Source organism: Baekduia soli, assembly GCF_007970665.1.
GTDB lineage: Bacteria > Actinomycetota > Thermoleophilia > Solirubrobacterales > Solirubrobacteraceae > Baekduia > Baekduia soli.
Map to the genome: position 1 here is coordinate 458,021 of NZ_CP042430.1, position 22,326 is coordinate 480,346.

Below are 22,326 nucleotides of genomic sequence, written 5' to 3' on the forward strand. Positions count from 1 at the left end.
GTCAGGACGCGCGCTCGGCGGCGGCCGCGGTCGCCCGCGCGGCGGCCATGCGGGGCCACATGATGACCACGGCCACCGCCAGGGCGGCGACCAGGAACCCGGCCGAGCCCACGAGCGTGGAGGCGACCGCATGGGCCAGCTCGCTGCGGGGCGTGGCGCCCGCGTGCTGCGCGGCCGAGCGGCTCGACGACGCGAACACGGTCACGAGGATCCCGAGGCCCAGCGCCGCGCCGACCTGCTGGGCGGCGTTGAGCAGCCCGGAGCCGGCCCCCGCGTCGCGGGCGGGGACGCCGGCCATCCCGACCGACGTCAGCGGGGCCATGGCGATGCCCGTCCCGGCGCCGAAGACGACCATGGCGACGGCCACGCCGGGGACATAGGAGGAGTCCTCCGTGATCCGCGTGAGCCAGAGCATCCCGGCCAGTGCGACGGTCAGGCCGCCGATGAGCAGCGGGGCGGTGCCGAACCGCGCGGTCAGGCGCGGGACGATCCGCACCGAGGCGAACATCGCGAGGGTCATCGGCAGGAACGCGATGCCCGTCTGCACGGCGCTGAAGCCGCGCACGCCCTGGAAGTACTGGGTCAGGAAGAAGAAGGACGAGAAGTTGCCGGCCACGAGCAGCAGGCGGCCCACGTAGGCCCCGGAGCGCTCACGGCTGGCGAACATCCGCAGGGGCGTGATCGGCTGCTCGGCGCGTCGCTCGGTCAGCACGAAGGCGGCCAGCAGCAGGACGCCCGCGGCGAAGGACGCCACCGTGCCGAGGTCGCCCCAGCCGTCGGAGGCGGCGCGGACGAAGCCGTAGACGATCGCGGTCATGCCGAGCGTCGAGGTGATCGCGCCGGTGAGGTCGAAGCGGCCGTCGTGGCGCTCGCTCTCGGGCAGGAACCGCGGCGCGAGGGTGACGAGGACGATGCCGATCGGCACGTTGATGAACAGCCCCCAGCGCCAGCTGGCCCAGCTCGTGAGCATGCCGCCGACGACGAGGCCGATGCTGCCGCCCGCGGCCGAGACCGCGCTGTAGGACGCGACGGCCCGCGTCCGCTCGCGGCCCTCGCGGAACGTGATGGACAGCAGCGCGAGCGTCGACGGGGCCGCGACGGCCGCGCCGAGCCCCTGCACGGCGCGCGCGCCGAGCAGCCAGCCGGGCGACTGGGCCAGCCCGCCGGCCAGGGAGGCGGCGGTGAACACGGTCAGCCCGGCGACGAACATGCGCCGGCGCCCGAGGATGTCGCCGGCGCGGGCGCCGAGCAGGAGCAGGCCGCCGAAGGTCAGGGCGTAGGCGTTCTGGACCCACGACAGGCCGGTGGGCGAGAAGCCCAGGGCACGGTGGATGCGGGGCAGCGACGTGATGATGATCGACACGTCGAGGATCAGCATGAGCTGGCAGGTGAGGATGATCCCCAGGACGATCTGGGGATGGGAGGGGCGCCGCGGGGCGCCCGCGCGCCGGAGGCGGAGGCGGGTGCCGGACAGGCGGCGGGCGGCGGCGGGCCGGGTGAACGTGGCGGGCATGGGGAGGGCGTCCCTTCGGGTGGGGCAGGAGCGCTAAACTGGAGACGTTCTCCAGAAGAGAATGCGGAGATGCTCTCCGCTTACATGTCACACTGTAGCGGAGATCACCTCCGCTTTGCCACGACGATGCCCGCGACCGACGCCGACAGCCGCCTCACCGGCCTCTCCCAGCGCCCGAAGCGCGCGGACGCGGCCCGCAACTACGACAAGCTCGTCGCCGCGGCGCGCGAGGCCTTCGCGCAGGACGGCGAGGGTGCCAGGCTCGACGACATCGCCAAGCGGGCCGGCGTCGGGCCGGGCACGCTGTACCGCAACTTCCCGACGCGCCAGCACCTGCTCGAGGCCGTCTACGTCGACGAGGTCGAGGCGATCGCCCGCGCGGCGGACGCCCTCGCCGACCACGAGCCGTGGGACGCCCTGCGGCGCTGGACGCGCCAGTTCGTCGACTACGTCACCACCAAGCGGGCCATCGGCAGCGCGCTGCTGACCTACATCGACCGCGACTCCGAGGTCTTCCGCTCCTGCCGCGGCGCGGTGTTCGGGGCGGGCGACGCGCTGCTGGAGCGGGCGCGGGCCGCCGGCGAGGTCCGCGACGACGTGGCGTTCGCCGACCTCGCGCCGCTGCTCGGCGGCATCGCGGCCATGCAGGGCGCCGACCCCGCGACGATCGACCGCAGCCTCGACCTCGTGCTCGACGGCCTGCGCTACCGGCCGCCGGCCGGCTGACACCCGGGCCGCCGCCCGCGCTTGCCGCCGACGGGCGGCTCTGGTTGGGTGGCACGATGACCGCCGACCGGCGACTGGGCCGCCGACTCCTGGGCATCCTCGTCGTCGTCGGCCTCGGGGAGGCCGCGCCCGCGTCGCCGGGCGCGCTCGAGCAGGCCCCGCAGCCCGGCGGCGAGGCCGGTCGTCCGTCGAGCTGGTAGCCCGCCACCGCCCGTCAACCCAGGAGCGCCACCCATGCCGAGCGAGATCGTCGTCGAGAAGAACATCATGGTGGCCATGCGCGACGGCGTCGCGCTGGCCACCGACGTCTACCGCCCCGGCGGCTCCGAGCCGCTGCCGGCGATCCTCCAGCGCACGCCCTACGACAAGGAGGGCGCGGCGCTGCGCAACTACAGCTTCGAGGTCATGCGCGCCGTCCAGGCCGGCTACGTGTGCGTCGTGCAGGACGTCCGCGGCCGCTTCCTGTCGGAGGGCGACTTCGACCCGTTCTTCGACGAGGGCCCCGACGGCGCCGACACGATCGCCTGGGTCGCGGCCCAGCCGTGGTGCTCGGGCGTGGTCGGCATGGCGGGCGGCTCCTACTTCGGCGCGACGCAGTGGCGCGCGGCGGGCGAGGTGCCCGAGGCGCTGAAGGCGATGGTGCCGTTCGTCACGGCGGCCGACTACCACGAGGGCTGGACCTACCAGGGCGGGGCGTTCGAGCTGGGCTTCAACCTGCACTGGACGCTGGGGTTCCTGGCGGTGGGCGAGGTGGTCCGGCGGCTCGGCGCCGGCCAGGACGCTATGGCCGAACTCGGCGCGCTCGTCCAGGCCGTCGACGACAACGACGCGCTGTACGAGCGGCTGCCGCTGACCGACATGCCCGTGCTGGACGAGCTGGCGCCGTACTACCGCGCGTGGCTCGACCACCCCGCCTACGACGACTACTGGCGCGCGATCGCCCCCAAGGAGCGCCACGCGCAGGTCACGGTCCCCGCGCTGAACATCGGCGGCTGGTACGACCTCTTCCTCGGCGGCACGATCGCCAACTACCTGGGGATGAAGGAGCAGGGCGCCACCGAGGCCGCGCGGCGGCCGCACCTGGTCATCGGGCCCTGGGCCCACGGCGACTCCTTCGGCTGGTATGCCGGGCGCAGCTACGGCTTCGCCTCCAACTACCTCGCCATCGACCCGACCGCGCTGCACGTGCGCTGGTTCGACCGCCATCTCAAGGACATGGACAACGGACTCGACGACGAGCCGCCGGTGCGCCTGTTCGTCATGGGCATCGACGAGTGGCGCGACGAGCAGGACTGGCCGCTGCCCGACACGGCCTTCACGCCGTACTATCTCCACAGCGGCGGCCACGCCAACACGGCCTCGGGCGACGGGACGCTGTCGACCGAGGCGCCCGGCGCCGAGCCACACGACACCTACCTCTACGACCCGCGCGACCCGGTCCCCACCACCGGCGGCGCGACGTTCCTGCCGGGCCTGTTCGTCGCCGCCAACGCCGGCCCGCGCGACCAGCGGCTCATCGACGGCCGGGCCGACGTCCTCACGTTCGTCACGCCGCCGCTGGAGCACGACGTCGAGGTCACCGGGCCGATCGAGCTCGTGCTCCACGCGTCGTCCTCGGCGCGCGACACGGACTTCACCGGCAAGCTCGTCGACGTCGCGCCCGACGGGCGCGCCGAGCTGCTGACCGACGGCATCCTGCGCGCGCGCTACCGCGAGTCGATGAGCGAGCCGCGGCCGCTGGAGCCCGGCGAGGTCTACGAGCTGCGGATCGACCTGTGGGCGACGGCCAACGTGTTCAAGGCCGGCCACCGGATCCGCCTGGACGTGTCGAGCAGCAACTTCCCGCGCTTCGACCGCAACACGAACACGGGCGGGACCATCGCGACCGAGGGTCCCGAGGCGCTCGTGGAGGCCGTCAACCGCGTCTTCCACGACCACGAGCACCCGTCGCACGTGGTGCTGCCGATCATCGACCGCTCCTGACCGCCGTCCCGGCGGCCGGCGGGCGCGCGGCGGTGACGGGCGGTGGATCCTGTCGGCGGGACCTCCGGCGCCCGTCTGCGGGGCTCTACGGATGGTGGGCGGCCGGGCGCCACGCACAATCGGGCCATGGCTCGCACTCCCAAGGAACTCAAGGACCTGGCCCTGGCGCCGGTCGCCGTCGCCGTCGACGAGAACCTCCGCTTCCTGCGCACCCGCACCCCCGAGGAGCTGGGGGCCGCGCTCGAGCTCGTGCTCGACCGCGCCACCCCCGATCCCTCGCGCGAGACGCGGCTGGCCCAGGTGCTCGAGGCCGCGATCCGCGACGTCGACCTGCACGGCTGGCAGGCCACGATGAGCGACGACGGCTCCGCCGTCCGGATCGCCGGCGGCTCGGCCTCGCTGGACATCAGCGTCGGCGCCACGGTGCTGCACTACGTCGAGGACGGGGCCGCCGCCCCGGCCGCCTCGTAGACCGCGCCGCGCGTGGCGCCTGCCGTGGCTGGCCGCACGGCCCGCCACGGCGTAGGCTGCCGGCCACTGAGCGCCGCGGCCGACCCACCCATCCCCTCCGGCGCCGACGGCGGGCGCACCGCCTGGGCGCGCAACCTCGCCGCGCCCATCCGGCGCTTCCTGCACGCCGAGACCGGCGGCGCGATCGTCCTCGTCGGCGCCACGCTGGTGGCGCTGCTGTGGGCCAACTCGCCGTGGAGCGACTCCTACGCCTCGGTGTGGGGGATGCGACTGGCGATCTCGCTGGGCGACCACGCCATCGCCACGGACCTGCGCGGGTGGGTCAACGAGGGGCTCATGACGCTCTTCTTCCTCGTGGTCGGCCTGGAGGCCAAGCGCGAGCTCGACCTCGGTGAGCTGCGCGAGCGCCGGCGGCTGACCGTCCCGGTCATGGCGGGCCTGGGCGGCATGGTCGCGGCGGCCGCGGTGTACCTGGCGATCAACGCGGGCGGCGACGGCGCGGCGGGCTGGGGCGCGGCGGTGTCGACCGACACCGCGCTGGCGCTCGGGGCGCTCGCGCTGCTGACCCACGGGCGCGCCATCCGCCTGCGGGTGTTCCTGCTCACGGTCGTGGTCATCGACGACCTCGTCGCGCTGGCGGTCATCGCCATCGCCTACTCCGACGCCATCGACCCCGTCGCCCTGGCCGTCGCCGTGGGCTTCTTCGCCGTGCTGCTGGCACTGCGCTACGCGGGCTCGTGGCGCGGCCCGGCGGCCGCGGCGGCGGGCGTGGGCATGTGGCTGGCCCTGTTCGAGTCCGGCATCGACCCGGTCATCACGGGGCTGCTCGTCGGCCTGGTGAGCACGGCCTACCCGCCGTCGCGCGACGACCTGGAGCGCAGCACGGAGCGGGCCCGCTCGTTCCGCGAGCAGCCGACCCCGGAGCTGGCCTACCAGGCGCGGGCCAGCCTCACCTCGGCCATCTCGCTCAACGAGCGCCTCCAGTACCGGCTGCTGCCGTGGACGAGCCAGGTCATCGTCCCGCTGTTCGCGCTGGCCAACGCCGGCGTGCACTTCGACGGCGACCTGCTGTCGGGCGCGGCCGCTTCGCGCGTGACGATCGGGATCGTCGCCGCCTACGTCGTCGGCAAGCCGCTGGGCATCACGGGCGCCGCCTGGATCGCCACCCGCCGGGCGATGGGCGGCCAGCGCCCGACCGTGACCTGGCCCGTCCTGGTCGGCGGCGCCGCCGCGGCCGGCATCGGCTTCACCGTGTCGCTGCTGGTGGCGTCGCTGGCCTTCACCGGGCCCACGCTCGACGAGGCCAAGATCGGCGTGCTGGTCACCGCCCTGGCCTCGCCCGCCGTGTCGTGGGTCGCCTTCGCGATCGTGCGCCACCTGCCCGACGAGCTGCGCGCGCGCCAGCTCGGGGCCGTCGCCGGGCAGATCGTCGATCTCGCCGACGACGTCGACCCCGGCCGCGACCACATCCGCGGCCCGGTCGACGCGCCCGTCACGCTCATCGAGTACGGCGACTTCGAGTGCCCGTACTGCGCGGCCGCCGAGCCCGTCATCGCCCGGCTGCTGGAGGCCTTCGGCGCCGAGCTGCGCTACGTGTGGCGCCACCTGCCGCTCACCGACGTCCACCCCAACGCCCAGCTGGCCGCCGAGGCGGCCGAGGCCGCGGCGCGCCAGGGCGCGTTCTGGGAGATGCACGACCGCCTGCTCGCCCACCAGGACGACCTGGCGGTCAGCGACCTGTACCGCCACGCGGCCGCGCTGGAGCTCGACCTCGAGCGCTTCTCCGACGATCTCGGCCGCCGGCGCACCGCGCCGCGCGTGGCCGAGGACGTGGCGGGCGCCGACGCCAGCGGCGTTTCGGGGACGCCGACGTTCTTCGTCAACGGCCGCCGCCACCAGGGCGTCTACGACGTCGACACGCTGACGCGCGAGATCAAGGCCGCCGCCGGCGCGCTGCGGCCGGTGCCGCCCTCGCGCTGAGCGCGACCGATGGGCCCGCGCGGACGACGGGGCCTGACCGTGGGCGGGTCCGCCGATACCGTTGGCGGCCTCCCCACCGTCGACCGTAGGACCCCATGGCCACCTCCCTTCCCTCGCCCACGCCCACGGACGCGGGCGCCGACGCCGGCCTCGACCGTGCGCTCATGCTCATCGCGTCGGTCGTCGTGCTCGGCGCCGTCATGTCCATCCTGGACACGACGGTCGTCAACGTCGCCATCAACACGCTGGCTCGCGAGTTCGACACGTCGCTGGCGACGATCCAGTGGGTCGCGACCGGCTACACGCTCGCGCTCGCCACGGTGATCCCGCTCACCGGTTGGGCGGCGGACCGCTTCGGCACGAAGCGGCTGTACCTCATGTCGATCTCGCTGTTCGTCATCGGCTCGGTCCTGTCGGGCCTGGCCTGGAGCGCGAACGCCCTCATCGTCTTCCGCGTGCTGCAGGGCCTGGGCGGCGGCATGCTCATGCCCGCCGGCATGACGATCCTCACCCGCGCCGCCGGCCCTCACCGCGTGGGGCGGGTCATGGCGATCATCGGCGTGCCGATGATGCTCGGGCCGATCTGCGGCCCGATCCTCGGCGGCTGGCTCGTCGACGCGTTCAGCTGGCGCTGGATCTTCTTCATCAACGTGCCGATCGGCATCGCCGCGCTCGTCCTGTCGCTGCGCGTGCTCGAGCGCGACGTCCCGACCCCCGAGCACCGCCTGGACTGGCTGGGCCTCGGGCTGCTGTCCCCGGGGCTGGCGCTGCTGATCTACGGGCTGGCCGAGTCGAGCTCCTCCGGCGGCTTCGGCGCCGCCAAGGCGTGGGCGCCGATGGTCGCCGGCGTGGTGATGCTCGCGCTCTTCGTGCGCCACGCGCTGCGCGACGCCGACGCCGCGCTGATCGACCTGCGGCTGTTCGCCAACCGCACGTTCTCGGCCGCGTCGATCACGCTGATCCTGGTCATCATCGCCGTGTTCGGCGGCATGCTGCTGCTGCCGCTCTACCTCCAGGCGGTCCGCGGAGAGTCGGCGCTGAGCACCGGCCTGCTGCTGGCGCCGCAGGGCGTCGGCGCCATGCTCGCGATGCCCGTGGCCGGCAGGCTGGCCGACACGACGGGCATCGGGCGGATCGTCCCGGTCGGCCTGGTCCTCGTCGGCGTGTCGTTCGTCGGGCTGACCCAGCTGCAGGAGGACACGTCCTACTGGCTGCTGGGCGCCGAGCTGTTCCTGCTCGGCGTCGGGCTGGGCGCCACGATGATGCCGACGTTCTCCGGCGCGATGCAGACGCTGCGCCGCGCGGCGATCGCCCGCGCCTCGACGACGCTGAACATCAACCAGCAGGTCGGCGCCTCCGTCGGCACCGCGGTGCTCAGCGTCCTGCTCGCCCACGAGCTGGCCGCCCGCCTCGGCGGCGGCGGGGGCATCGGCGGTACGGCCGTGCCGGCCGACCGGCGCGCGGCGGTCGCCCCGAAGATGGCCGACGCGTTCGCCGCGACGTTCTGGTGGGCGCTGGGGCTCGTGGTCCTCGCGTTCGTCGTCGCGGTGATCCTGCTGCCCCGCGACAAGCCCGAGCCGGTCGACGATCCCGACGACCCCGGCGCCGGCGCGATGCCCGACGCCGCGCTCGTGCTCACCCACTGACGCCGCGCCGGCAGCCCTACGCGGGCCGCCGGCCGCGTGCGGCCCAGGACCGCGCCGGCAGCTCGAACGGGCCCTGCGGGTCGCCCAGGCGCCGGCGGCACTCCTCGCGCAGCGCGACCTGCGCGTCGGGCGCCAGCGAGGCGCACCACTCGCCCGCGGGCCCGACGCCGCCGGTCAGCGGCTCCCAGAAGTCGTCGAAGTCCTCGTACCCGGCCAAGACGTCCAGCGGCTGTACCTCCACGTCGGCCAGGCCCGCGCCCGACCAGAGCTCGTGCAGCTCGTCCCGGGCGCCGAAGCGCACCCGGCCGGCCTCGGCCGGCGCGGCCGGGTCCAGCGCCAGCGCCGCGGCCCAGAAGAGGTCGAGCATGCGCATCGCGCCCGCCGAGTCCCACGTGCAGGCGGCGACGGTGGCCCCCGGAGCGACGACACGGGCCATCTCGCGCACGCCGGCCTCCGGGTCGGCCATGAAGCCGACGACGAGCTGGGCCAGCGCCGCGTCGAACGTCGCGTCGGCCCAGGGCAGCGCCTCGGCGCGCGTCTCCCGCACGTCGGCGCCGGGGACGCGCGCCGCGCAGGCCGCGGCGAAGCCCGGCGACGGGTCGGCCGCCGCGACCTGCGGGGCGCCCACCAGCCCGGCCAGCACGCCGGTCAGCGCGCCGGGGCCGCAGCCCACGTCGAGCACGCGCATCCCCGCCTCGATCCCGGCGAAGCGGGCGAAGGCCGGAGCGACGCGGCGCGAGTAGCGGCCCATGAAGCGGTCGTAGGTCTCGGCGGGCACGGCGAAGGACATGGGCGCAGCTTCGCACGCGCTCGGGGACAATGCCGGGCATGAGCACCGAACCTGCAGGGGGCCGCGTCGCGGTCATCACCGGAGCGTCGTCGGGCATCGGCGAGGCCACCGCCCGCGCCCTGGCCGCCGACGGGCATCGCCTCGCGCTGCTGGCCCGGCGCGCCGACCGGGTCGCGGCGCTGGCCCAGGAGCTGACGGCGGGCGGCGCCACGGCGATCGCCGTGCCGGGCGACGTCACCGACCGCGACACGATGCTCGCGGCCGCCGAGCGCGTCGCCGGCGAGCTGGGCGGGGCCGACATCCTCGTCAACAACGCGGGCCAGATGCTCCTGGCGCCGTTCTCCTCCGACCAGGTCGAGGAGACGCGGCGCATGGTGGAGACCAACCTGCTCGGGGCGATGACCGCCACGGAGGTCTTCCTGGACCAGCTGCGCGACGGGGGCGGCGACCTCGTGAACATCTCGTCGGTGGCCGGGCGCCGCGCGCGCGCCGGCGCGTCGGTCTACAACGCGACGAAGTGGGGGCTCAACGGCTGGTCGGAGGCCATGCGCCAGGAGCTGCAGCCCGGCGTGCGCGTCATCGTCATCGAGCCCGGCGCGGTGCGCACCGAGCTGACCGACCACATCACCCACACGGCCTCCAAGGAGGCCTCGGAGAAGATGTACGCCGAGAACGCGATCTCCGCCCAGGACGTCGCCGAGGTCATCGCGTTCGCGGTCTCGCGGCCGCCCGGCGTGTCGCTCAACGAGATCCTCATCCGGCCCAGCGGCCAGGTGCTGTGAGCGGGCAGCCTGCCGCACCGCGTCGCCGACAGCTCCCCGAGCGCGTCGCGCGGGCCGCGGTCGCCGAGGGCCCCGCGCCCGGGAACCGTCACGAGCCGGGCGATGCTGTTCGGCACGGGCATCTTCCACAAGCGCGCCGCGCCCGCCTCGAGCCTCGTGATCTTCGTGCTGGGCCGACGCACGCCGGCGCCTGCCACGGCGTCGTCCTCAGCGAGGTGGTGCAGCCCGCCTCGGCGGCTAGGCTCGCCTCTCCGGCACACCGACAGAGGAGAGGCGGGACAGAAGATGGGCATCAAGTTCGAGGAGGCCGACGGTCCGGGCCCCAAGCGGGACCTGGTGGGCTACGGGCGGCACGTCCCGAAGGTCACCTGGCCCAATGGGGCCCGGATCGCGGTCAGCGTCGTGCTCAACTGGGAGGAGGGCTCCGAGGTGGGCAAGAACGTCGTCGGCGACGGGCGCAGCGAGGCGGCGCTCACGGAGATCCCCTACGTCATGGACGCCCAGTACCGGGACCTCGCCTCCGAGTCGGTCTACGAGTACGGGTCGCGCGCCGGCGTGTGGCGCATCCAGCGCCTGATCGACTCCTACGGGATCCCGATCACGTTCTTCGGCGCCGCGATCTCCTGGGAGCGCAACCCCGAGGTCGCCGCCTGGGTGCGCGAGTCCCACCACGAGCCGTGCTCGCACGGCTGGCGCTGGGAGGAGCCGTGGCTGCTGAGCCGCGAGGAGGAGCAGGAGCACATGGCCGAGGCGATCGCCTCGATCGAGCGCACCTGCGGCGAACGGCCCCGCGGCTGGTACTGCCGCTACGGCCCGTCGATCCACACGCGCGAGCTGCTGGTCGAGGACGGCGGGTTCACCTACGACTCCGACGTCTACAACGACGACCTGCCCTACTACGTCGACGTCAAGGGCACCCCGCACCTCATCGTGCCCTACAGCTTCACCTACAACGACGCGAAGTTCGTGCTGCCCCAGGGCTACTCGGACCCGACGTCGTTCTTCGACACGCTCAAGCGCGGGTTCGACTACCTGTGGGACGAGGGCGCCACCCACCCGCGCATGATGTCGATCGGCCTGCACTGCCGGATCGTGGGTCAGGCCGGGCGCACGAGCGCCCTGCGCGACTTCCTCGAGTACGCGCACGAGAAGGGCGACGTGTGGTTCGCCACGCGGCTGCAGATCGCGGAGTGGTGGCACGAGCACCACCACGAGTTCCCCGTGGAGCGCCCCTGAGCGAGGGCGCCTGGCCCTCGCCTATGAGGGCCGGACGCCCCGGATCTGCCGTGGGTCGAGTTGAGCGTCCGTATGACGCTCGATTCGACCCACGGGTGCACGGGCCCTCGTGGTGGGTGGTCACCCCGTCATCGCCCTCCGGCAGGCGGGGCCTCAGGCCGGGACGCCGGCGCCGACACCGACCTGCGGCGAGGGGAGCGTCTCGAGGTCGTCGGTGACCACGTCGACCCCGAGCGCGTGCGCACAGGACGGGCAGAAGTGCTCGCGCAGCACGACCTTCGGGCTCTCCGTCCGGGCCCGCACGCGCATCTCGAGCTCGGCGTAGCGCTCGCTGATGCCGTACTCGGCCATGACGACGTTGCCCTGGCGCCAGTTGTCGCCCGAGGGGGCGAGCGTCTCGGCGCACGAGCCGCAGGCCCAGGAGCCGTTGTCGCGCACGACGGCGACGCCGACGCTGGCCGGCTCGCGCAGCTCGCGCTCGGGCTCGCCCCCGATGCGCTCGCGGAGGATCTCCTTGCGCCGCGCGGCCGTCGCGGCCTCGTCCAGCGCGCCCCGGTCGTCGAGCACGACCCCGTAGATCGCACGGGCGTGGGCGGGCGTGACGTAGCCGGCGTCGAGGTCCTCGAACACCGTCTCGACGCTGCGCAGCAGCGGGTCGCCGAGGCCGCCGCCCCCGCCGCTGCGGGCGATGAAGACGTCATCGCGCCCGAGGCTGAGGTGGGTCACCTTGTTGCGGGCCTCCTCGTGGACGCCCTCCAGGCGGTCGGGCGTGGCCAGGCGGTCGGCCTGCAGCAGCGCGGTGACGTTCGTCCCGCGCACGGGGTGCCAGTCGCCGGCCGACGCCGGGTAGCCGCCGCCGAAGCCCCGCGGCGGCACCTCGGCGCAGGCATTGAACCCGGGCCCGGCCATCGAGTCCGAGTAGTGGATGGCATAGGCCTGGTCCAGCGACTGGCCGCCGCGCATCTGGCCCGGGCCGCCGGAGTTGGCCACCAGGCGGCGCCAGAGGAACAGCACCGGGTCGGCGGCCTCGTGGACCTCGACGTCGGCGATGCCGCAGCCGGTCATGCACGTCAGGCCGTAGGAGTCCTGGCCGTCCTGGATGCTCTGCGCTCCGCCGCCCGCGCCGCTGGCGTTGTCGATGTAGAAGATGACCGACGTGCCGCCGTGCTGGTTGGCGCCGAACAGCGCGTTGGCCGGGAAGCCGTCGACGCACTGGCCCGCCACGCGACCGCGCAGGACCGGGTCGTCGCTGAGCGACAGCGCCTGGTTGAGCACGTCCTTGACGAGCTTGCAGGCGCGCATGCCGACCTCGGAGTGCGCGTTGGAGACCGGCGCCGGCGGCACCGAGTTGACGATCGTGCCCGGCTCGCCGAGGTCGACCTCGACCGGGCGCCAGATCCCGCCGTTGATCGGCAGGTCGCCGTAGGTGAGCATCGTCATCAGCCCGGTCATCGCCGAGCCGTACATCGCGCCCTTGGCGGAGTTGACGAACGCGTCGACCTGTGGGACGCCGGAGTAGTTGAGGCGCAGGGTCGAGCCGTCGACCTCCATCTTCAGGCGCAGCTCGAGCAGGTGGTCGGGGCCGTCGTGGCCGTCGAACTCGTTCCAGTCGACGGCCTCGTAGACGCCGTCGGGGATCTTGGCGATCCGCTCGCGCAGCACCTGCTCGCTGAGGTCCTTGTTGATCTCGCAGTACTGCTGGTGGGCCTCGAGGCCGAACTCGTCGACGATCTGGTTCAGCTTCGTGTTGGCGGTGTTGTTGGCCGCGATCATCGAGCGGATGTCGTTGAGCACCGGGCCGGGGGCGCGCACGTTGGCGGCGATGTAGTGCTCCCACTCCTGGTCGATCGCGCCGTCGCGGATGATCCGCACGGGCGGGAAGAGCATGCCCTCCTGCCACACGTCGTGGGCGCCCGGCGCGTAGCCCGAGATGCCCACCCCGCCCACGTCCAGGACGTGCATGTTGGCGAAGGACCAGCCCAGGTGCTCGCCCTTGTAGAAGGTCGGCATGATGATCGACACGTCACCCTGGTGCATGGCACCGCCGGTGTGCGGGTCGTTGACCACCCAGCCGTCACCCGGCCGCAGGTCGTGGCCCCCGGCGACGAGCTCCTCGATGACCTGCGTGCCGATGAGCGACGAGCCCAGGTGGAACAGCACGTAGGCGGCGAAGCCGAGGTGCTCGGGCTTGCGGTCCATGAGGCACGTCGAGAAGTCCTTGGCGTCGGTGACGATCGGCGAGCCCGAGGTCCGCACGAGCGTGATCGCCATCTCCTGCGTGAGGTTCTCCAGCGCCTTGCGGTGGACTTCCGCGGCGATGACGTCGTAGTCGCGAGTGGCCATGTGCGCTGCTCCCCTATCGAGTCAGGACGTAGTTCATGTACTCGTCGCGCTCCGCGGTGACCCCCGGAGGCACGTAGATCGTCGTATCGCCCTCGTCGACGATGGCGGGCCCGGAGATGTGGATCCCCGGGGTGACGGCGGCGCCGTCGTAGATCGGCACCTGCTCCTTGCGCCGCTCCGACGGCAGGAAGATCTCGCGCTGCTCGCGCGGGGCGACCTCGGTCGCGCCGTTGGCCGAGGCGGTGGTGCCCATCTGGGGGCGCTCGTGGCGGCCGATGACCGTCACGCTGTAGTTGACCAGCGTCGCGGGCACGCCCTTCCACGCGGTGCCCTCGCCGTAGGTGCGCTCGTAGAGCTTGAGGAACTCGTCGGCCAGCCGCGGCGCGTCCTCGGCGGTCAGCGGCCGGTCGGGCATCGGGATCGGCAGCTCGTACTCCTGGCCCTGGAAGCGGAAGTCCGCGGAGCGCTGGATCTCGATGTCGGCGTCCGAGAAGCCCTCGGCGGTCATCTCGGCGTGGGCGCTGGCGACCATCTCCTCCGCGATCTGGTTCACCCGGTCCACACCCTCGGGCCGGGACAGGTCCCACCCGACGCCCTGGTCGGTGCGCAGCACGTAGTCGGAGGCCAGCACGCCCATGGCGCAGAACACCGAGCTGTTGGACGGGATGACGATCGTCGAGATGTTCAGGCGCTCGGCGATCTGGGAGGCGAACAGCGGCAGCGTGCCGCCGTAGGCCAGGAACAGGAACTCGCGCGGGTCATGGCCCTTGCCGACCGAGACCTCGCGCACCGCGTTGGCCATGTTGACCACGACGAGGTCGTGGACCGCGGCGGCCGACTCCTCCGTCGACCAGCCGAAGCGCTCGCCGAGCACGGCGTCCAGCGCCTCGCCGGCCTTCTCGGGCTTGAGCTGCACGCGGCCCGCGAGGTATCGCTCGGGGTCGATGAAGCCCATGGTGACCATCGCGTCGGTCACGGTCGGCTCGGTGCCGCCACGGTCCAGGCACGCCGGGCCGGGCGTCGAGCCGGCGCTCTGGGGACCGACCTGCGGCACGCCGCGCTCGCCGACCCAGGCGATCGAGCCCCCGCCGGCGCCGACCGAGACGACGTCGACGAGGTTGACCCCGGTCTGGAACGGCCCGAGCTGGAGGTTCTTCTCGATGTGGATCTCGTTGTCGCTGATGATCCCGGTGTCGAAGCTCGTGCCGCCCATGTCGCCGAGCAGGACGCGCGTGTGGCCCATGCGCTTGGCCAGGTCGTTGGAGCCGATCGCCCCGCCGGCCGGTCCCGAGCCCAGCAGCGCGAGCGGGTACTGGCGCGCCTTGTTGAGGCTGATGCCGCCGCCCAGGCCCTGGAAGAACGCCAGGCCCCCCTTCAGGCCGGCCTCCCGGAGCTTGTCGTTGAGCGACGTCAGGTAGACCTCGGCCTTGTCCTGGACGAACGAGTTGAGCACCGCCGTCGTCCAACGCCGCGTCTCCCCCGCGACGGGGAACACCCGGTGCGACGGCGTGACGAACAGGTCCGGGTAGATCTCCTTGACCGCCGCCTCGGCGGCCAGCTCGTGCTCGCCGTTGACGAAGCTCGACAGGAAGCAGATGGCCAGGGCGTCGATCCCGACGTCCTCGACGAGGTGGCGGACCTTGGCCTTGACCTCCTCGGGGTCGATGCGGGCCAGCACGGCGCCCGACCAGTCGATGCGCTCGTCGATCTCGGCGATCGCCTTGCGGGAGACGAGGTCGGGGACGTTCTTCTGCAGGTGGTCGTCGGGCTCGGTGAGGCGCGGCCCGCCGGCGAACCGGAACGTGTCCTTGAAGCCCCCGGTGACCAGGACCCCGACGCGCGACCCGCGCAGCGTCGTGATCGTGTTGGTCACCACGGTCGTGCCGTTGATGAACAGCCGGGTCCGGGCCAGCAGCTCGGGCAGCTCGAGCTCGAACCGCGCGGCGGCGACCTCGACGGCCTCCAGGACGCCGCGGCTGAAGTCGTCGTAGGTCGTCAGGGCCTTGCCGCGCTCGACGCGATCGCCGTAGACGACCGACACGTCGGTGTGCGTGCCGCCGACGTCGACGCCGATGTACGCCTGCGCCCCGTCCTTCGCCGCTGCTGGTGCTGAAGACATGCCTCTCCTCGTCGGGCCCGCCGGGTCTCGCGGCACCATAGAGGCGCGCCCCCGCGCGGCGCCAGGGTCCAGGGCCCCGGTTGGGCGGTTCCGCTAGTGGCCCGATGCGAACGCGTATTCGAGCCGTCCGCCCTCGTTCACCACGCGGCCGAAGGAGGGGGCGACGACGTGGCCCGGCAGCAGGAGCGTGTCCGTGTCGGCAATGCCCTCGATGAGCCGGCGGCGGGTGAGCGCGGCGGTGACGGGATCGGCGTCGCCCAGCGCGGGCAGGTCGAGGTCGGCGAGCTGCAGGACGTGGTGGATCGCGTCGCCGGAGGCGATGGCCCGCCGGCCCCCGCTCTCCAGGTGCAGGGCGACCTGGCCGGCGGTGTGGCCGGGGGCGCCCTCCAGCCACAGGCCCGTGTCGAGCTCTTCCTCGAGGCGCTCGCCGGCGGCGACGAACCGGGCCTGCCCGGCCTGCACGACCGGAAGGACGCTGTCGGCGAAGGACCGTGCCACGTCGGCCGCGGGCCCCTCCGGTGCGGAGGCGTGCAGCGCGGAGAACGTCGTGTGGTCGGTCTCGCTCATGAGGTAGGTCGCGCGGGGGAACGTGGGCACCCAGCGGCCGTCGACGAGCTGCGTGTTCCACCCGACGTGGTCGGGGTGAAGGTGCGTGCACAGGACGAGGTCGACGTCCTGCGGCGCGACGCCGGCGGCCCGCAGCCGCTCGAGGTAGGGCGTCACGAGGTTGCCGGTCTCGGGGTAGAAGCGGCGGTCCTTGTGGTTGCCGTGGCACGTGTCGATGAGAATCGTCGTTCGAGGGGTCCGGACGAGCCACGAGTGGACCGACAGGATGATGTTGCCGTGGGCATCGACGAAGGCCGTTCCGTACCGCTCGCGGGCCTCGGCCAGGGCCTCGTCGGACAGCGTCGGGAACACGCCGGAGCGCGGGACGACCCAGCGCTCCATGTCGGGGATGCGCTGGACGGTCAGGCGGCCCAGCGTGATCGCGCGATCGTGGGACACGGCTCGAGCCTAGTCGACGGCCTGCGCCATGATGCACCGATGCGCACGACACCTCCACGCGTCGCGGTCGTCACCGGTGCGGCCAGCGGCATCGGCCTGGCCACGACGCTGCGGCTGCTGGCCGACGGCTGGGCCGTCCTGCTCGCCGACCGCAACGCCGCCAACGGCGCGGCGGCTCTCGAGGCCGCGGCGGACCTCGGGCACGAGGCGGCCACGGCCTTCACCACGTGCGACGTGGCCACCGAGGCCGACGTCGAGGCCGCGGTCGACCTGGCCGTGTCGCGCTTCGGACGGCTGGACTGCATCGTCAACAACGCCGGGGTGGGCGGGGCGTTCGGCGCGATCAGCACGATCGAGCAGTCCGACTGGGACTACACGTTCGCGGTCATGGCCCGCGGCGTGTTCCTGGGCATCAAGCACGCGGTGCGCGCCTTCGAGCAGGCCGGCGAGGGCGGCGCGATCGTCAACGTGGCGTCCGTCGCCGGGCTCAGCGGCGGTGCCGGCCCGCAGGCCTACTCGGCGGCCAAGGCCGCGGTGATCAGCCTCACGCAGACCACGGCGGTCGAGCTGGCCCCGCAGCGGATCCGCGTCAACGCCGTGGCGCCCGGGCCGGTGCTGACGCCGCTGCTGGCGCGCACGGAGGACCGCGTGCAGGACATGCGGGACATCCTGGAGACGACGCAGCCGTGGCCGGACCCCGGCCGGCCCGAGGACGTCGCGGCGGTGATCGCCTTCCTGGCCGGCCCCGACGCCGGGTTCGTGACCGGCGAGACCATCGCAGTCGACGGCGGGCAGACCGCCGCCGGCCCGGCGGTCGTCATGGAGCGCCTCGTCCACCCGCGCGCCCGTGGGCTGACCGGCGTCAGCCACGGCTCGACAGGCCTGCCGACGACCGTGCACCGCCGGCCGCCGGCCTGAGCACGCGACGGTGCGACGGGCGCGGCCGCCGATGCGCCACAGTGCCGGGATGGCCGCCGCGCACGACCACTCACCTGCCCCCGTGGACCGTCACCCGGCCGCCCTCGTCGAGGACGCCGCGGCGCGGCTCGTGGGCATCGCCGCCCGCACGCCGCTGGAGCGCAGCGAGCGTCTGTCGGCCCTGGTGGGCGGCGAGGTCTTCGTCAAGCGCGAGGACCTGCAGCCCGTGCGCTCCTACAAGCTGCGCGGCGCCTACAACCTGATGTCGCAGCTTCGCGACACGGCCGCGGGCGTCGTGTGCGCCAGCGCGGGCAACCACGCCCAGGGCGTGGCCTACGCGTGCGCGGCGCTGCACGTCCGCGGGCGCGTCTACCTCCCGCGCACCACTCCGCGCCAGAAGCGCGCGCGGATCGCGGCGATCGGCGGGCCCTGGGTCGACGTGATCATCGAGGGCGACGCCTACGACGACGCCCATGCCGCCGCGGCCGCCGACGCCCGCGCCAGCGGCGCCACGCTCGTGCCCGCCTTCGACGACCCGCGCACGATCGCCGGGCAGGGCACCGTCGCACCGGAGATCGTGGCCCAGCTGGGCCGCGCGCCCGACCACGTCGTCGTGCCCGTCGGCGGCGGCGGCCTGCTGGCCGGCGTCGCGTCGTGGCTGGGCGAGCGCCGGCCCGAGGTCGTGCTGACCGGCGTCGAGCCCGAGGGCGCGGCGAGCATGACCGCGGCGCTGGCCGCCGGCGGGCCCGTGGCGCTGGACGAGCTGGACCCGTTCGTCGACGGCGCCGCGGTGCGCCGGGTCGGCGACGCCACGTTCCCCGTCGTGCGCGACGCCGGCGCGCGGATCGTGAGCGTCCAGACCGGCCGCGTGTGCGTCGAGATGCTCGCGCTCTATCAGACCGACGGGATCATCGCCGAGCCCGCCGGCGCGCTGGCCACCGCGGCCCTCGGCACCGAGGTCGTCCCCGAGCCCGGCGCCACGACCGTGTGCATCCTGTCGGGCGGCAACAACGACGTCAGCCGCTACAGCGAGATCCTCGAGCGTGCCCTGATCTTCGAGGGCCTCAAGCACTACTTCCTGGTCGACTTCCCCCAGGAGCCCGGCATGCTGCGCCGCTTCCTCGACGACGTCCTGGGCCCCGACGACGACATCACGCTCTTCGAGTACGTCAAGCGCAACAACCGCGAGACCGGACCCGCCCTGGTCGGCATCGAGATCGGCCGCCCCGAGGACCTGACCGCCCTGACCGCGCGGATGGACGCCTCCCCTATGCACATCGAGCGCGTCGACCCCGGCGGCCCGCTGTTCCGCTTTCTGCTCTAGGCCCCGCCGCGGGCCAGGACCTCCCGCGCCATGCGCAGCGCGGGCTCGTCCACCATGGCGCCCTCGAACTCGATCGCGCCGACGCCGCCGGCCGCGGCGGCCTCCCAGGCGGCGAGCAGGCGTCGCGCGCGGTCGCACTGCTCCGCGTCGGCGCCGAACGCCGCGTTGGCCAGCTCGGCCTGCCGCGGGTGCACGCAGATCTTGCCGCCGAAGCCCATCGCCCGGCCCTGCTCCGCGTCCCGGCGGAACGCCTCCTCGTCGCGGACGTCCACGACGGCCTGGTCGACGGCGATGACGCCCGCGACCCGCGCGGCCAGCGCCACGCGCGAGCGCGCGTAGAGCGCCTCGTCGCCGTCCGCGGTGCGCACGCCGCCCATGTCGGCGATGTAGTCCTCGGCCCCGAAGTAGGCGGCGTGGACGCCGAGGTCGAGCAGCCGCTCGACGTGCGCCACGCCGCGCGCGGTCTCGATGCCCGCCACCACGCGCAGGCCGCCCAGGCCGTGGTCGGCCAGCGCCGAGCGCAACGCCGCCAGCTGCGCGGGCTCCTCGAGCTTGGGGATGACGACGCCGGCGACCGTCGGGTCGACGCCCTCGGCCACGTCGCCGGCGAACCAGCGCGTGGGCACGGCGTTGACGCGGACGTAGACGTCCAGCGACGGATGCGCCGCCGCCAGCTCACGCCCCAGCCGCCGCGCGGCCTCGCGCGCGGCCTCCTTGTGGTCGGCGGGCACCGCGTCCTCGAGGTCGACGACCGCCGCGTCGGGCCGGCTGCGCGGCAGCTTGGCGACGAGGTCCGGGCGGGTGGCCCCGGCGAACAGCAGGCTACGCATCGGCCGGCCGACGGTGCATGAGCGCCGCGCGCACGCACACCGCCACGACCTCCTCGCGCTGGTTGTAGGCCCGGTGCTCGAACTCCACGACGCCCGCGGCCGGGCGCGACGCCGACGCGCGCACGGAGACGACGGTCGTCTCGGCGTGGATCGTGTCGCCGTGCAGGACCGGGCGCGGGAACTCCACGCGGGTGAAGCCCAGGTTGGCGATCGTCGTGCCCAGCGTCAGCTCGTAGACGGTCAGCCCGATGAGCAGGCCCAGCGTGTAGAGGCTGTTGACGATCCGCTCGCCGAACTCCGACGCGGCGCCGAACTCCGCGTCGAGGTGCAGCGGCTGCGGGTTCATCGTCATGACCGAGAACGTGGTGTTGTCGGCCTCGGTGATCGTGCGCGTGACGGCGTGGCGCACCGTCAGGCCCTCGTGGAGGTCCTCGAACCACCGGCCCGAGACGGGGCGCGCGCTCATACCGGGAACGCCCCGTGGTGGCGGCGGTCCTGTGAGCGCTCCCAGCCCTGGGCGGCGGCCAGCCGGCGCTCGAGCTCTCCGCGCAGCGCGGTGGGGTCGACGACCGCGTCGACGAGCAGCTCGTCGGCCAGGCGGACGGCGTCGAGCTCGGCGTCGAGCTCCTCCACGCGCCCCGCGATGAACGCGGCGCGCTCGGCGGGGTCCTCGATGGCCGCGATGTGGTTGGCCCAGACGGCGTTGACGGCCGCCTCGCCGGCCATCGCGCCGATCTGCGCGCCGGCGAGGGCGATCGTGGCGCGCGGCTCGAAGCCCGGGCAGGACATGGCGTAGTAGCCGGCGGCGAACGCCTTGCGCAGCACGACGCAGAAGCGCGGGACCTCGGCGCTGGACATCGCGGCGACCATCTTGGCGCCGTGGCGGATGATGCCCTGGCGCTCGACGACCGACCCGATCATGAACCCGGGGATGTCGGCCAGGAACACGAGCGGCACGTTGAACGCGTCGCAGAACGCGATGAAGCGGGCGGCCTTGTCGGAGGAGTCGACCTGGATCGCGCCCGAGCGCACCTTGGGCTGGTTGGCCACGATGCCGACGACGTGGCCGTCGAGCCGACCGAGGCCGATCACGATCTCCTTGGCCCAGCGGGCCTTGATCTCGAAGAACGTGCCCTCGTCGAGGATGCGGTCGACGACCGCGCCGACGTCGTAGGCCGAGCGGAAGCTCGCCGGCAGCACGCCGTCCCAGTCGGTGCGGGCCGGCGGGCGCGCGGGCCCGCGGGCAGGGCGCTCGCGCCACGAGCTCGGCAGGTAGGTCAGCAGCCGGCGCGCGGCGGCGATCGCCTCGGCGTCGTCGGCGCAGAGCTGGTCGCCGCAGCCCGAGACGCTCGTGTGCATCCGGGCGCCGCCCATCTCCTCCAGGGTCACGACCTCGCCGATGGCCTTCTCGGCGATGCGCGGCGAGGCGAGGTACATGGAGGCGTTGCCGTCGACCATGCCCACCCAGTCGCAGAACGCGGGCATGTAGGCGCCGCCGGCGGCCGAGGGCCCGAACAGGCAGCAGAGCTGCGGCACCCGGCCCGAGAGCCGCACCTGCAGGTGGAAGATCCGCGCCGCCCCGCGCGGGCCGGGGTGGAAGCCGAGCTGGTCGGTGAGGCGGCCGCCCGCGGAGTCCACGAGGTAGAAGACCGGCAGCAGGTCGCGGTCGGCGCGCTCGAGGATGCGGATCTGCTTGTCGACGGTCCGCCGGCCCCAGGAGCCGGCCTTGACGGTCGGGTCGTGGGCGATGACGGCGACGGGCCGCCCGTCGACGGTGCCCGACCCGGTGATCACCGCGTCCGCGGGCAGGCCCTCGTCCAGCGCGTTGGCCAGCAGCCCGTCCTCGGCGAACGAGCCCTCGTCGAGCAGGAGCGCGAGGCGCTCGCGCGCGGGCAGCTTGGTGCCCAGGCGGGACCGGTCGCCGCCGGCCAGGGCGGTCGCGTGCAGCGCCGACAGGCGCTGGGCGGGGTCGGGCGCGACGGCCGGCGGGCCGGCGCCGGGGGCGGTGAGGTCGTTCACGAGGGACTCCTGCCGCGGGAGGCGGGGGACGGCGGGGACGGGACGGGGGCGGGCACGACGCCGCCCAGCAGGACGCCGGCCATGTCGCGGCCGAGCTCCTCCGGGCTCATCGGGCCGCGCGGGTCGTACCACTTGTACACCCAGTTGGCGGCGCCGAGGACCGTGTTGACGAAGACCCGCGGGGTGGTCGCCAGGACGATCTCGCCGCGGGCGATGCCGCGCTCGACGATCGCGAGGATCGCGTCGTCGTACTCCCGCCGCACGCGGATGAGCCGCGCGCGCATCCGGGTGGGCAGCTCGGCCTCCTCCTCGAAGAACACGTTGAGCAGGCGGCGGTTCTCACACGTGTAGGCCACGCGGTCGACCACGACGTCGGTGAGGGCCTGGACCGGAGAGCGGTCGGCGTCGGCGATGCGCAGCGCGGAGCGGACGTTCTCGCGCAGCACCTCCTCGTACAGCTCGGTGAGGACCTCCTGCTTGCTGTTGAAGTAGTGGTAGAGCGAGGCCTTGCCCATGCCGGCCTCGCGTGCGAGGTCCTGCATCGAGGTGCCGCGGTAGCCCTGCCGGGAGAACACGCGCAGCGCCGCCTCGCGCACCACCTCGCGACGGGCCTCCTGACGCAGCGCGGTGCACTCGTCCAC

Annotated in this window: 19 protein-coding genes; 10 read left to right on the plus strand and 9 right to left on the minus strand. The window is 73.8% G+C overall.

From position 1 onward, the window contains the following. Position 1: 1 nt before the first annotated feature. Positions 2-1,513, minus strand: coding sequence for an MFS transporter (locus FSW04_RS02005; protein WP_146915714.1), 1,512 nt, complete (start codon positions 1,511-1,513; stop codon positions 2-4). A gap of 126 nt (positions 1,514-1,639) precedes the next feature. On the opposite strand from FSW04_RS02005, the gene FSW04_RS02010 reads away from it, so the two are divergent. The 6 genes from FSW04_RS02010 to FSW04_RS02030 all read left to right on the plus strand — a co-directional run bounded on the left by FSW04_RS02010 (position 1,640) and on the right by FSW04_RS02030 (position 8,319). Continuing rightward, positions 1,640-2,239, plus strand: a complete 600-nt coding sequence (locus tag FSW04_RS02010; RefSeq protein WP_146915716.1) for a TetR/AcrR family transcriptional regulator — start codon at positions 1,640-1,642, stop codon at positions 2,237-2,239. Between the two features lie 56 nt (positions 2,240-2,295). Next, on the plus strand, positions 2,296-2,439 hold the full coding sequence (locus FSW04_RS25545) for a hypothetical protein (RefSeq protein ID WP_187369162.1): 144 nt from the start codon (positions 2,296-2,298) through the stop codon (positions 2,437-2,439). A gap of 34 nt (positions 2,440-2,473) precedes the next feature. Further along, complete coding sequence (locus tag FSW04_RS02015) at positions 2,474-4,222, plus strand: CocE/NonD family hydrolase (protein WP_187369163.1); 1,749 nt, start codon at positions 2,474-2,476, stop codon at positions 4,220-4,222. A gap of 126 nt (positions 4,223-4,348) precedes the next feature. Beyond that, entirely contained in the window at positions 4,349-4,693 is a 345-nt protein-coding gene (locus tag FSW04_RS02020; RefSeq protein WP_146915718.1) for a hypothetical protein, read from the plus strand. 24 nt (positions 4,694-4,717) lie between these two features. Continuing rightward, positions 4,718-6,673, plus strand: coding sequence for a Na+/H+ antiporter NhaA (nhaA, locus tag FSW04_RS02025; protein WP_228430803.1), 1,956 nt, complete (start codon positions 4,718-4,720; stop codon positions 6,671-6,673). A 95-nt stretch (positions 6,674-6,768) separates the two neighbouring features. After that, positions 6,769-8,319, plus strand: coding sequence for a DHA2 family efflux MFS transporter permease subunit (locus tag FSW04_RS02030; protein ID WP_146915720.1), 1,551 nt, complete (start codon positions 6,769-6,771; stop codon positions 8,317-8,319). A gap of 16 nt (positions 8,320-8,335) precedes the next feature. On the opposite strand, the gene FSW04_RS02035 is transcribed toward FSW04_RS02030, so the two are convergent. Continuing rightward, entirely contained in the window at positions 8,336-9,109 is a 774-nt protein-coding gene (locus FSW04_RS02035; RefSeq protein WP_146915722.1) for a class I SAM-dependent methyltransferase, read from the minus strand. Between the two features lie 38 nt (positions 9,110-9,147). Between FSW04_RS02035 and FSW04_RS02040 the strand changes: the two genes are divergently transcribed. Next, positions 9,148-9,891 carry an SDR family oxidoreductase gene (locus tag FSW04_RS02040; RefSeq protein ID WP_146915724.1) on the plus strand — a complete coding sequence of 248 codons (744 nt, stop codon included), beginning with the start codon at positions 9,148-9,150 and terminating at the stop codon, positions 9,889-9,891. A gap of 285 nt (positions 9,892-10,176) precedes the next feature. After that, a complete protein-coding gene (locus FSW04_RS02045; protein WP_146915726.1) occupies positions 10,177-11,127 on the plus strand; it encodes a polysaccharide deacetylase family protein in 951 nt (316 codons plus the stop codon). 153 nt (positions 11,128-11,280) lie between these two features. Here FSW04_RS02045 and FSW04_RS02050 read toward each other — a convergent pair whose 3' ends face one another. The 3 genes from FSW04_RS02050 to FSW04_RS02060 form a co-directional block, all read right to left on the minus strand. Further along, positions 11,281-13,470: a hydantoinase B/oxoprolinase family protein gene (locus FSW04_RS02050; protein WP_146915729.1), complete on the minus strand. Its 2,190-nt coding sequence runs from the start codon at positions 13,468-13,470 to the stop codon at positions 11,281-11,283. Between the two features lie 13 nt (positions 13,471-13,483). Then, entirely contained in the window at positions 13,484-15,589 is a 2,106-nt protein-coding gene (locus FSW04_RS02055; RefSeq protein WP_187369164.1) for a hydantoinase/oxoprolinase family protein, read from the minus strand. A 93-nt stretch (positions 15,590-15,682) separates the two neighbouring features. Then, positions 15,683-16,594: an MBL fold metallo-hydrolase gene (locus tag FSW04_RS02060; RefSeq protein ID WP_146915733.1), complete on the minus strand. Its 912-nt coding sequence runs from the start codon at positions 16,592-16,594 to the stop codon at positions 15,683-15,685. A 39-nt stretch (positions 16,595-16,633) separates the two neighbouring features. Between FSW04_RS02060 and FSW04_RS02065 the strand changes: the two genes are divergently transcribed. Together FSW04_RS02065 and ilvA are read left to right on the plus strand one after the other, a co-directional pair. Beyond that, entirely contained in the window at positions 16,634-17,512 is an 879-nt protein-coding gene (locus FSW04_RS02065) for an SDR family NAD(P)-dependent oxidoreductase (RefSeq protein ID WP_146915735.1), read from the plus strand. Positions 17,513-17,561: 49 nt separating this feature from the next. Next, on the plus strand, positions 17,562-18,836 hold the full coding sequence (ilvA, locus tag FSW04_RS02070) for a threonine ammonia-lyase IlvA (RefSeq protein ID WP_146915737.1): 1,275 nt from the start codon (positions 17,562-17,564) through the stop codon (positions 18,834-18,836). Here the strand turns inward: ilvA and FSW04_RS02075 are convergent. The 4 genes from FSW04_RS02075 to FSW04_RS02090 are packed head-to-tail and all read right to left on the minus strand — an operon-like array spanning position 18,833 to position 22,326. Next, positions 18,833-19,666, minus strand: coding sequence for an HpcH/HpaI aldolase/citrate lyase family protein (locus tag FSW04_RS02075; RefSeq protein ID WP_146915739.1), 834 nt, complete (start codon positions 19,664-19,666; stop codon positions 18,833-18,835). The genes ilvA and FSW04_RS02075 overlap by 4 nt on opposite strands. Continuing rightward, on the minus strand, positions 19,659-20,132 hold the full coding sequence (locus tag FSW04_RS02080) for a MaoC family dehydratase (protein WP_146915741.1): 474 nt from the start codon (positions 20,130-20,132) through the stop codon (positions 19,659-19,661). Before FSW04_RS02080 ends, FSW04_RS02075 begins: the two co-directional genes overlap by 8 nt. Then, positions 20,129-21,685: an acyl-CoA carboxylase subunit beta gene (locus FSW04_RS02085; RefSeq protein ID WP_228430807.1), complete on the minus strand. Its 1,557-nt coding sequence runs from the start codon at positions 21,683-21,685 to the stop codon at positions 20,129-20,131. The genes FSW04_RS02080 and FSW04_RS02085 overlap by 4 nt, the downstream gene beginning before the upstream one ends. Then, a complete protein-coding gene (locus FSW04_RS02090) occupies positions 21,682-22,326 on the minus strand; it encodes a TetR/AcrR family transcriptional regulator (protein WP_146915743.1) in 645 nt (214 codons plus the stop codon). The genes FSW04_RS02085 and FSW04_RS02090 overlap by 4 nt, the downstream gene beginning before the upstream one ends.

Bases quoted from the DNA above. Each gene is read 5' to 3' on its own strand.
- FSW04_RS02005 (WP_146915714.1), bottom strand. From the start codon at position 1,513: ATGCCCGCCACGTTCACCCGGCCCGCCGCCGCCCGCCGCCTGTCCGGC.
- FSW04_RS02010 (WP_146915716.1), top strand. From the start codon at position 1,640: ATGCCCGCGACCGACGCCGACAGCCGCCTCACCGGCCTCTCCCAGCGC.
- FSW04_RS25545 (WP_187369162.1), top strand. From the start codon at position 2,296: ATGACCGCCGACCGGCGACTGGGCCGCCGACTCCTGGGCATCCTCGTC.
- FSW04_RS02015 (WP_187369163.1), top strand. From the start codon at position 2,474: ATGCCGAGCGAGATCGTCGTCGAGAAGAACATCATGGTGGCCATGCGC.
- FSW04_RS02020 (WP_146915718.1), top strand. From the start codon at position 4,349: ATGGCTCGCACTCCCAAGGAACTCAAGGACCTGGCCCTGGCGCCGGTC.
- FSW04_RS02030 (WP_146915720.1), top strand. From the start codon at position 6,769: ATGGCCACCTCCCTTCCCTCGCCCACGCCCACGGACGCGGGCGCCGAC.
- FSW04_RS02035 (WP_146915722.1), bottom strand. From the start codon at position 9,109: ATGTCCTTCGCCGTGCCCGCCGAGACCTACGACCGCTTCATGGGCCGC.
- FSW04_RS02040 (WP_146915724.1), top strand. From the start codon at position 9,148: ATGAGCACCGAACCTGCAGGGGGCCGCGTCGCGGTCATCACCGGAGCG.
- FSW04_RS02045 (WP_146915726.1), top strand. From the start codon at position 10,177: ATGGGCATCAAGTTCGAGGAGGCCGACGGTCCGGGCCCCAAGCGGGAC.
- FSW04_RS02050 (WP_146915729.1), bottom strand. From the start codon at position 13,470: ATGGCCACTCGCGACTACGACGTCATCGCCGCGGAAGTCCACCGCAAG.
- FSW04_RS02055 (WP_187369164.1), bottom strand. From the start codon at position 15,589: ATGTCTTCAGCACCAGCAGCGGCGAAGGACGGGGCGCAGGCGTACATC.
- FSW04_RS02065 (WP_146915735.1), top strand. From the start codon at position 16,634: ATGCGCACGACACCTCCACGCGTCGCGGTCGTCACCGGTGCGGCCAGC.
- ilvA (WP_146915737.1), top strand. From the start codon at position 17,562: ATGGCCGCCGCGCACGACCACTCACCTGCCCCCGTGGACCGTCACCCG.
- FSW04_RS02075 (WP_146915739.1), bottom strand. From the start codon at position 19,666: ATGCGTAGCCTGCTGTTCGCCGGGGCCACCCGCCCGGACCTCGTCGCC.
- FSW04_RS02080 (WP_146915741.1), bottom strand. From the start codon at position 20,132: ATGAGCGCGCGCCCCGTCTCGGGCCGGTGGTTCGAGGACCTCCACGAG.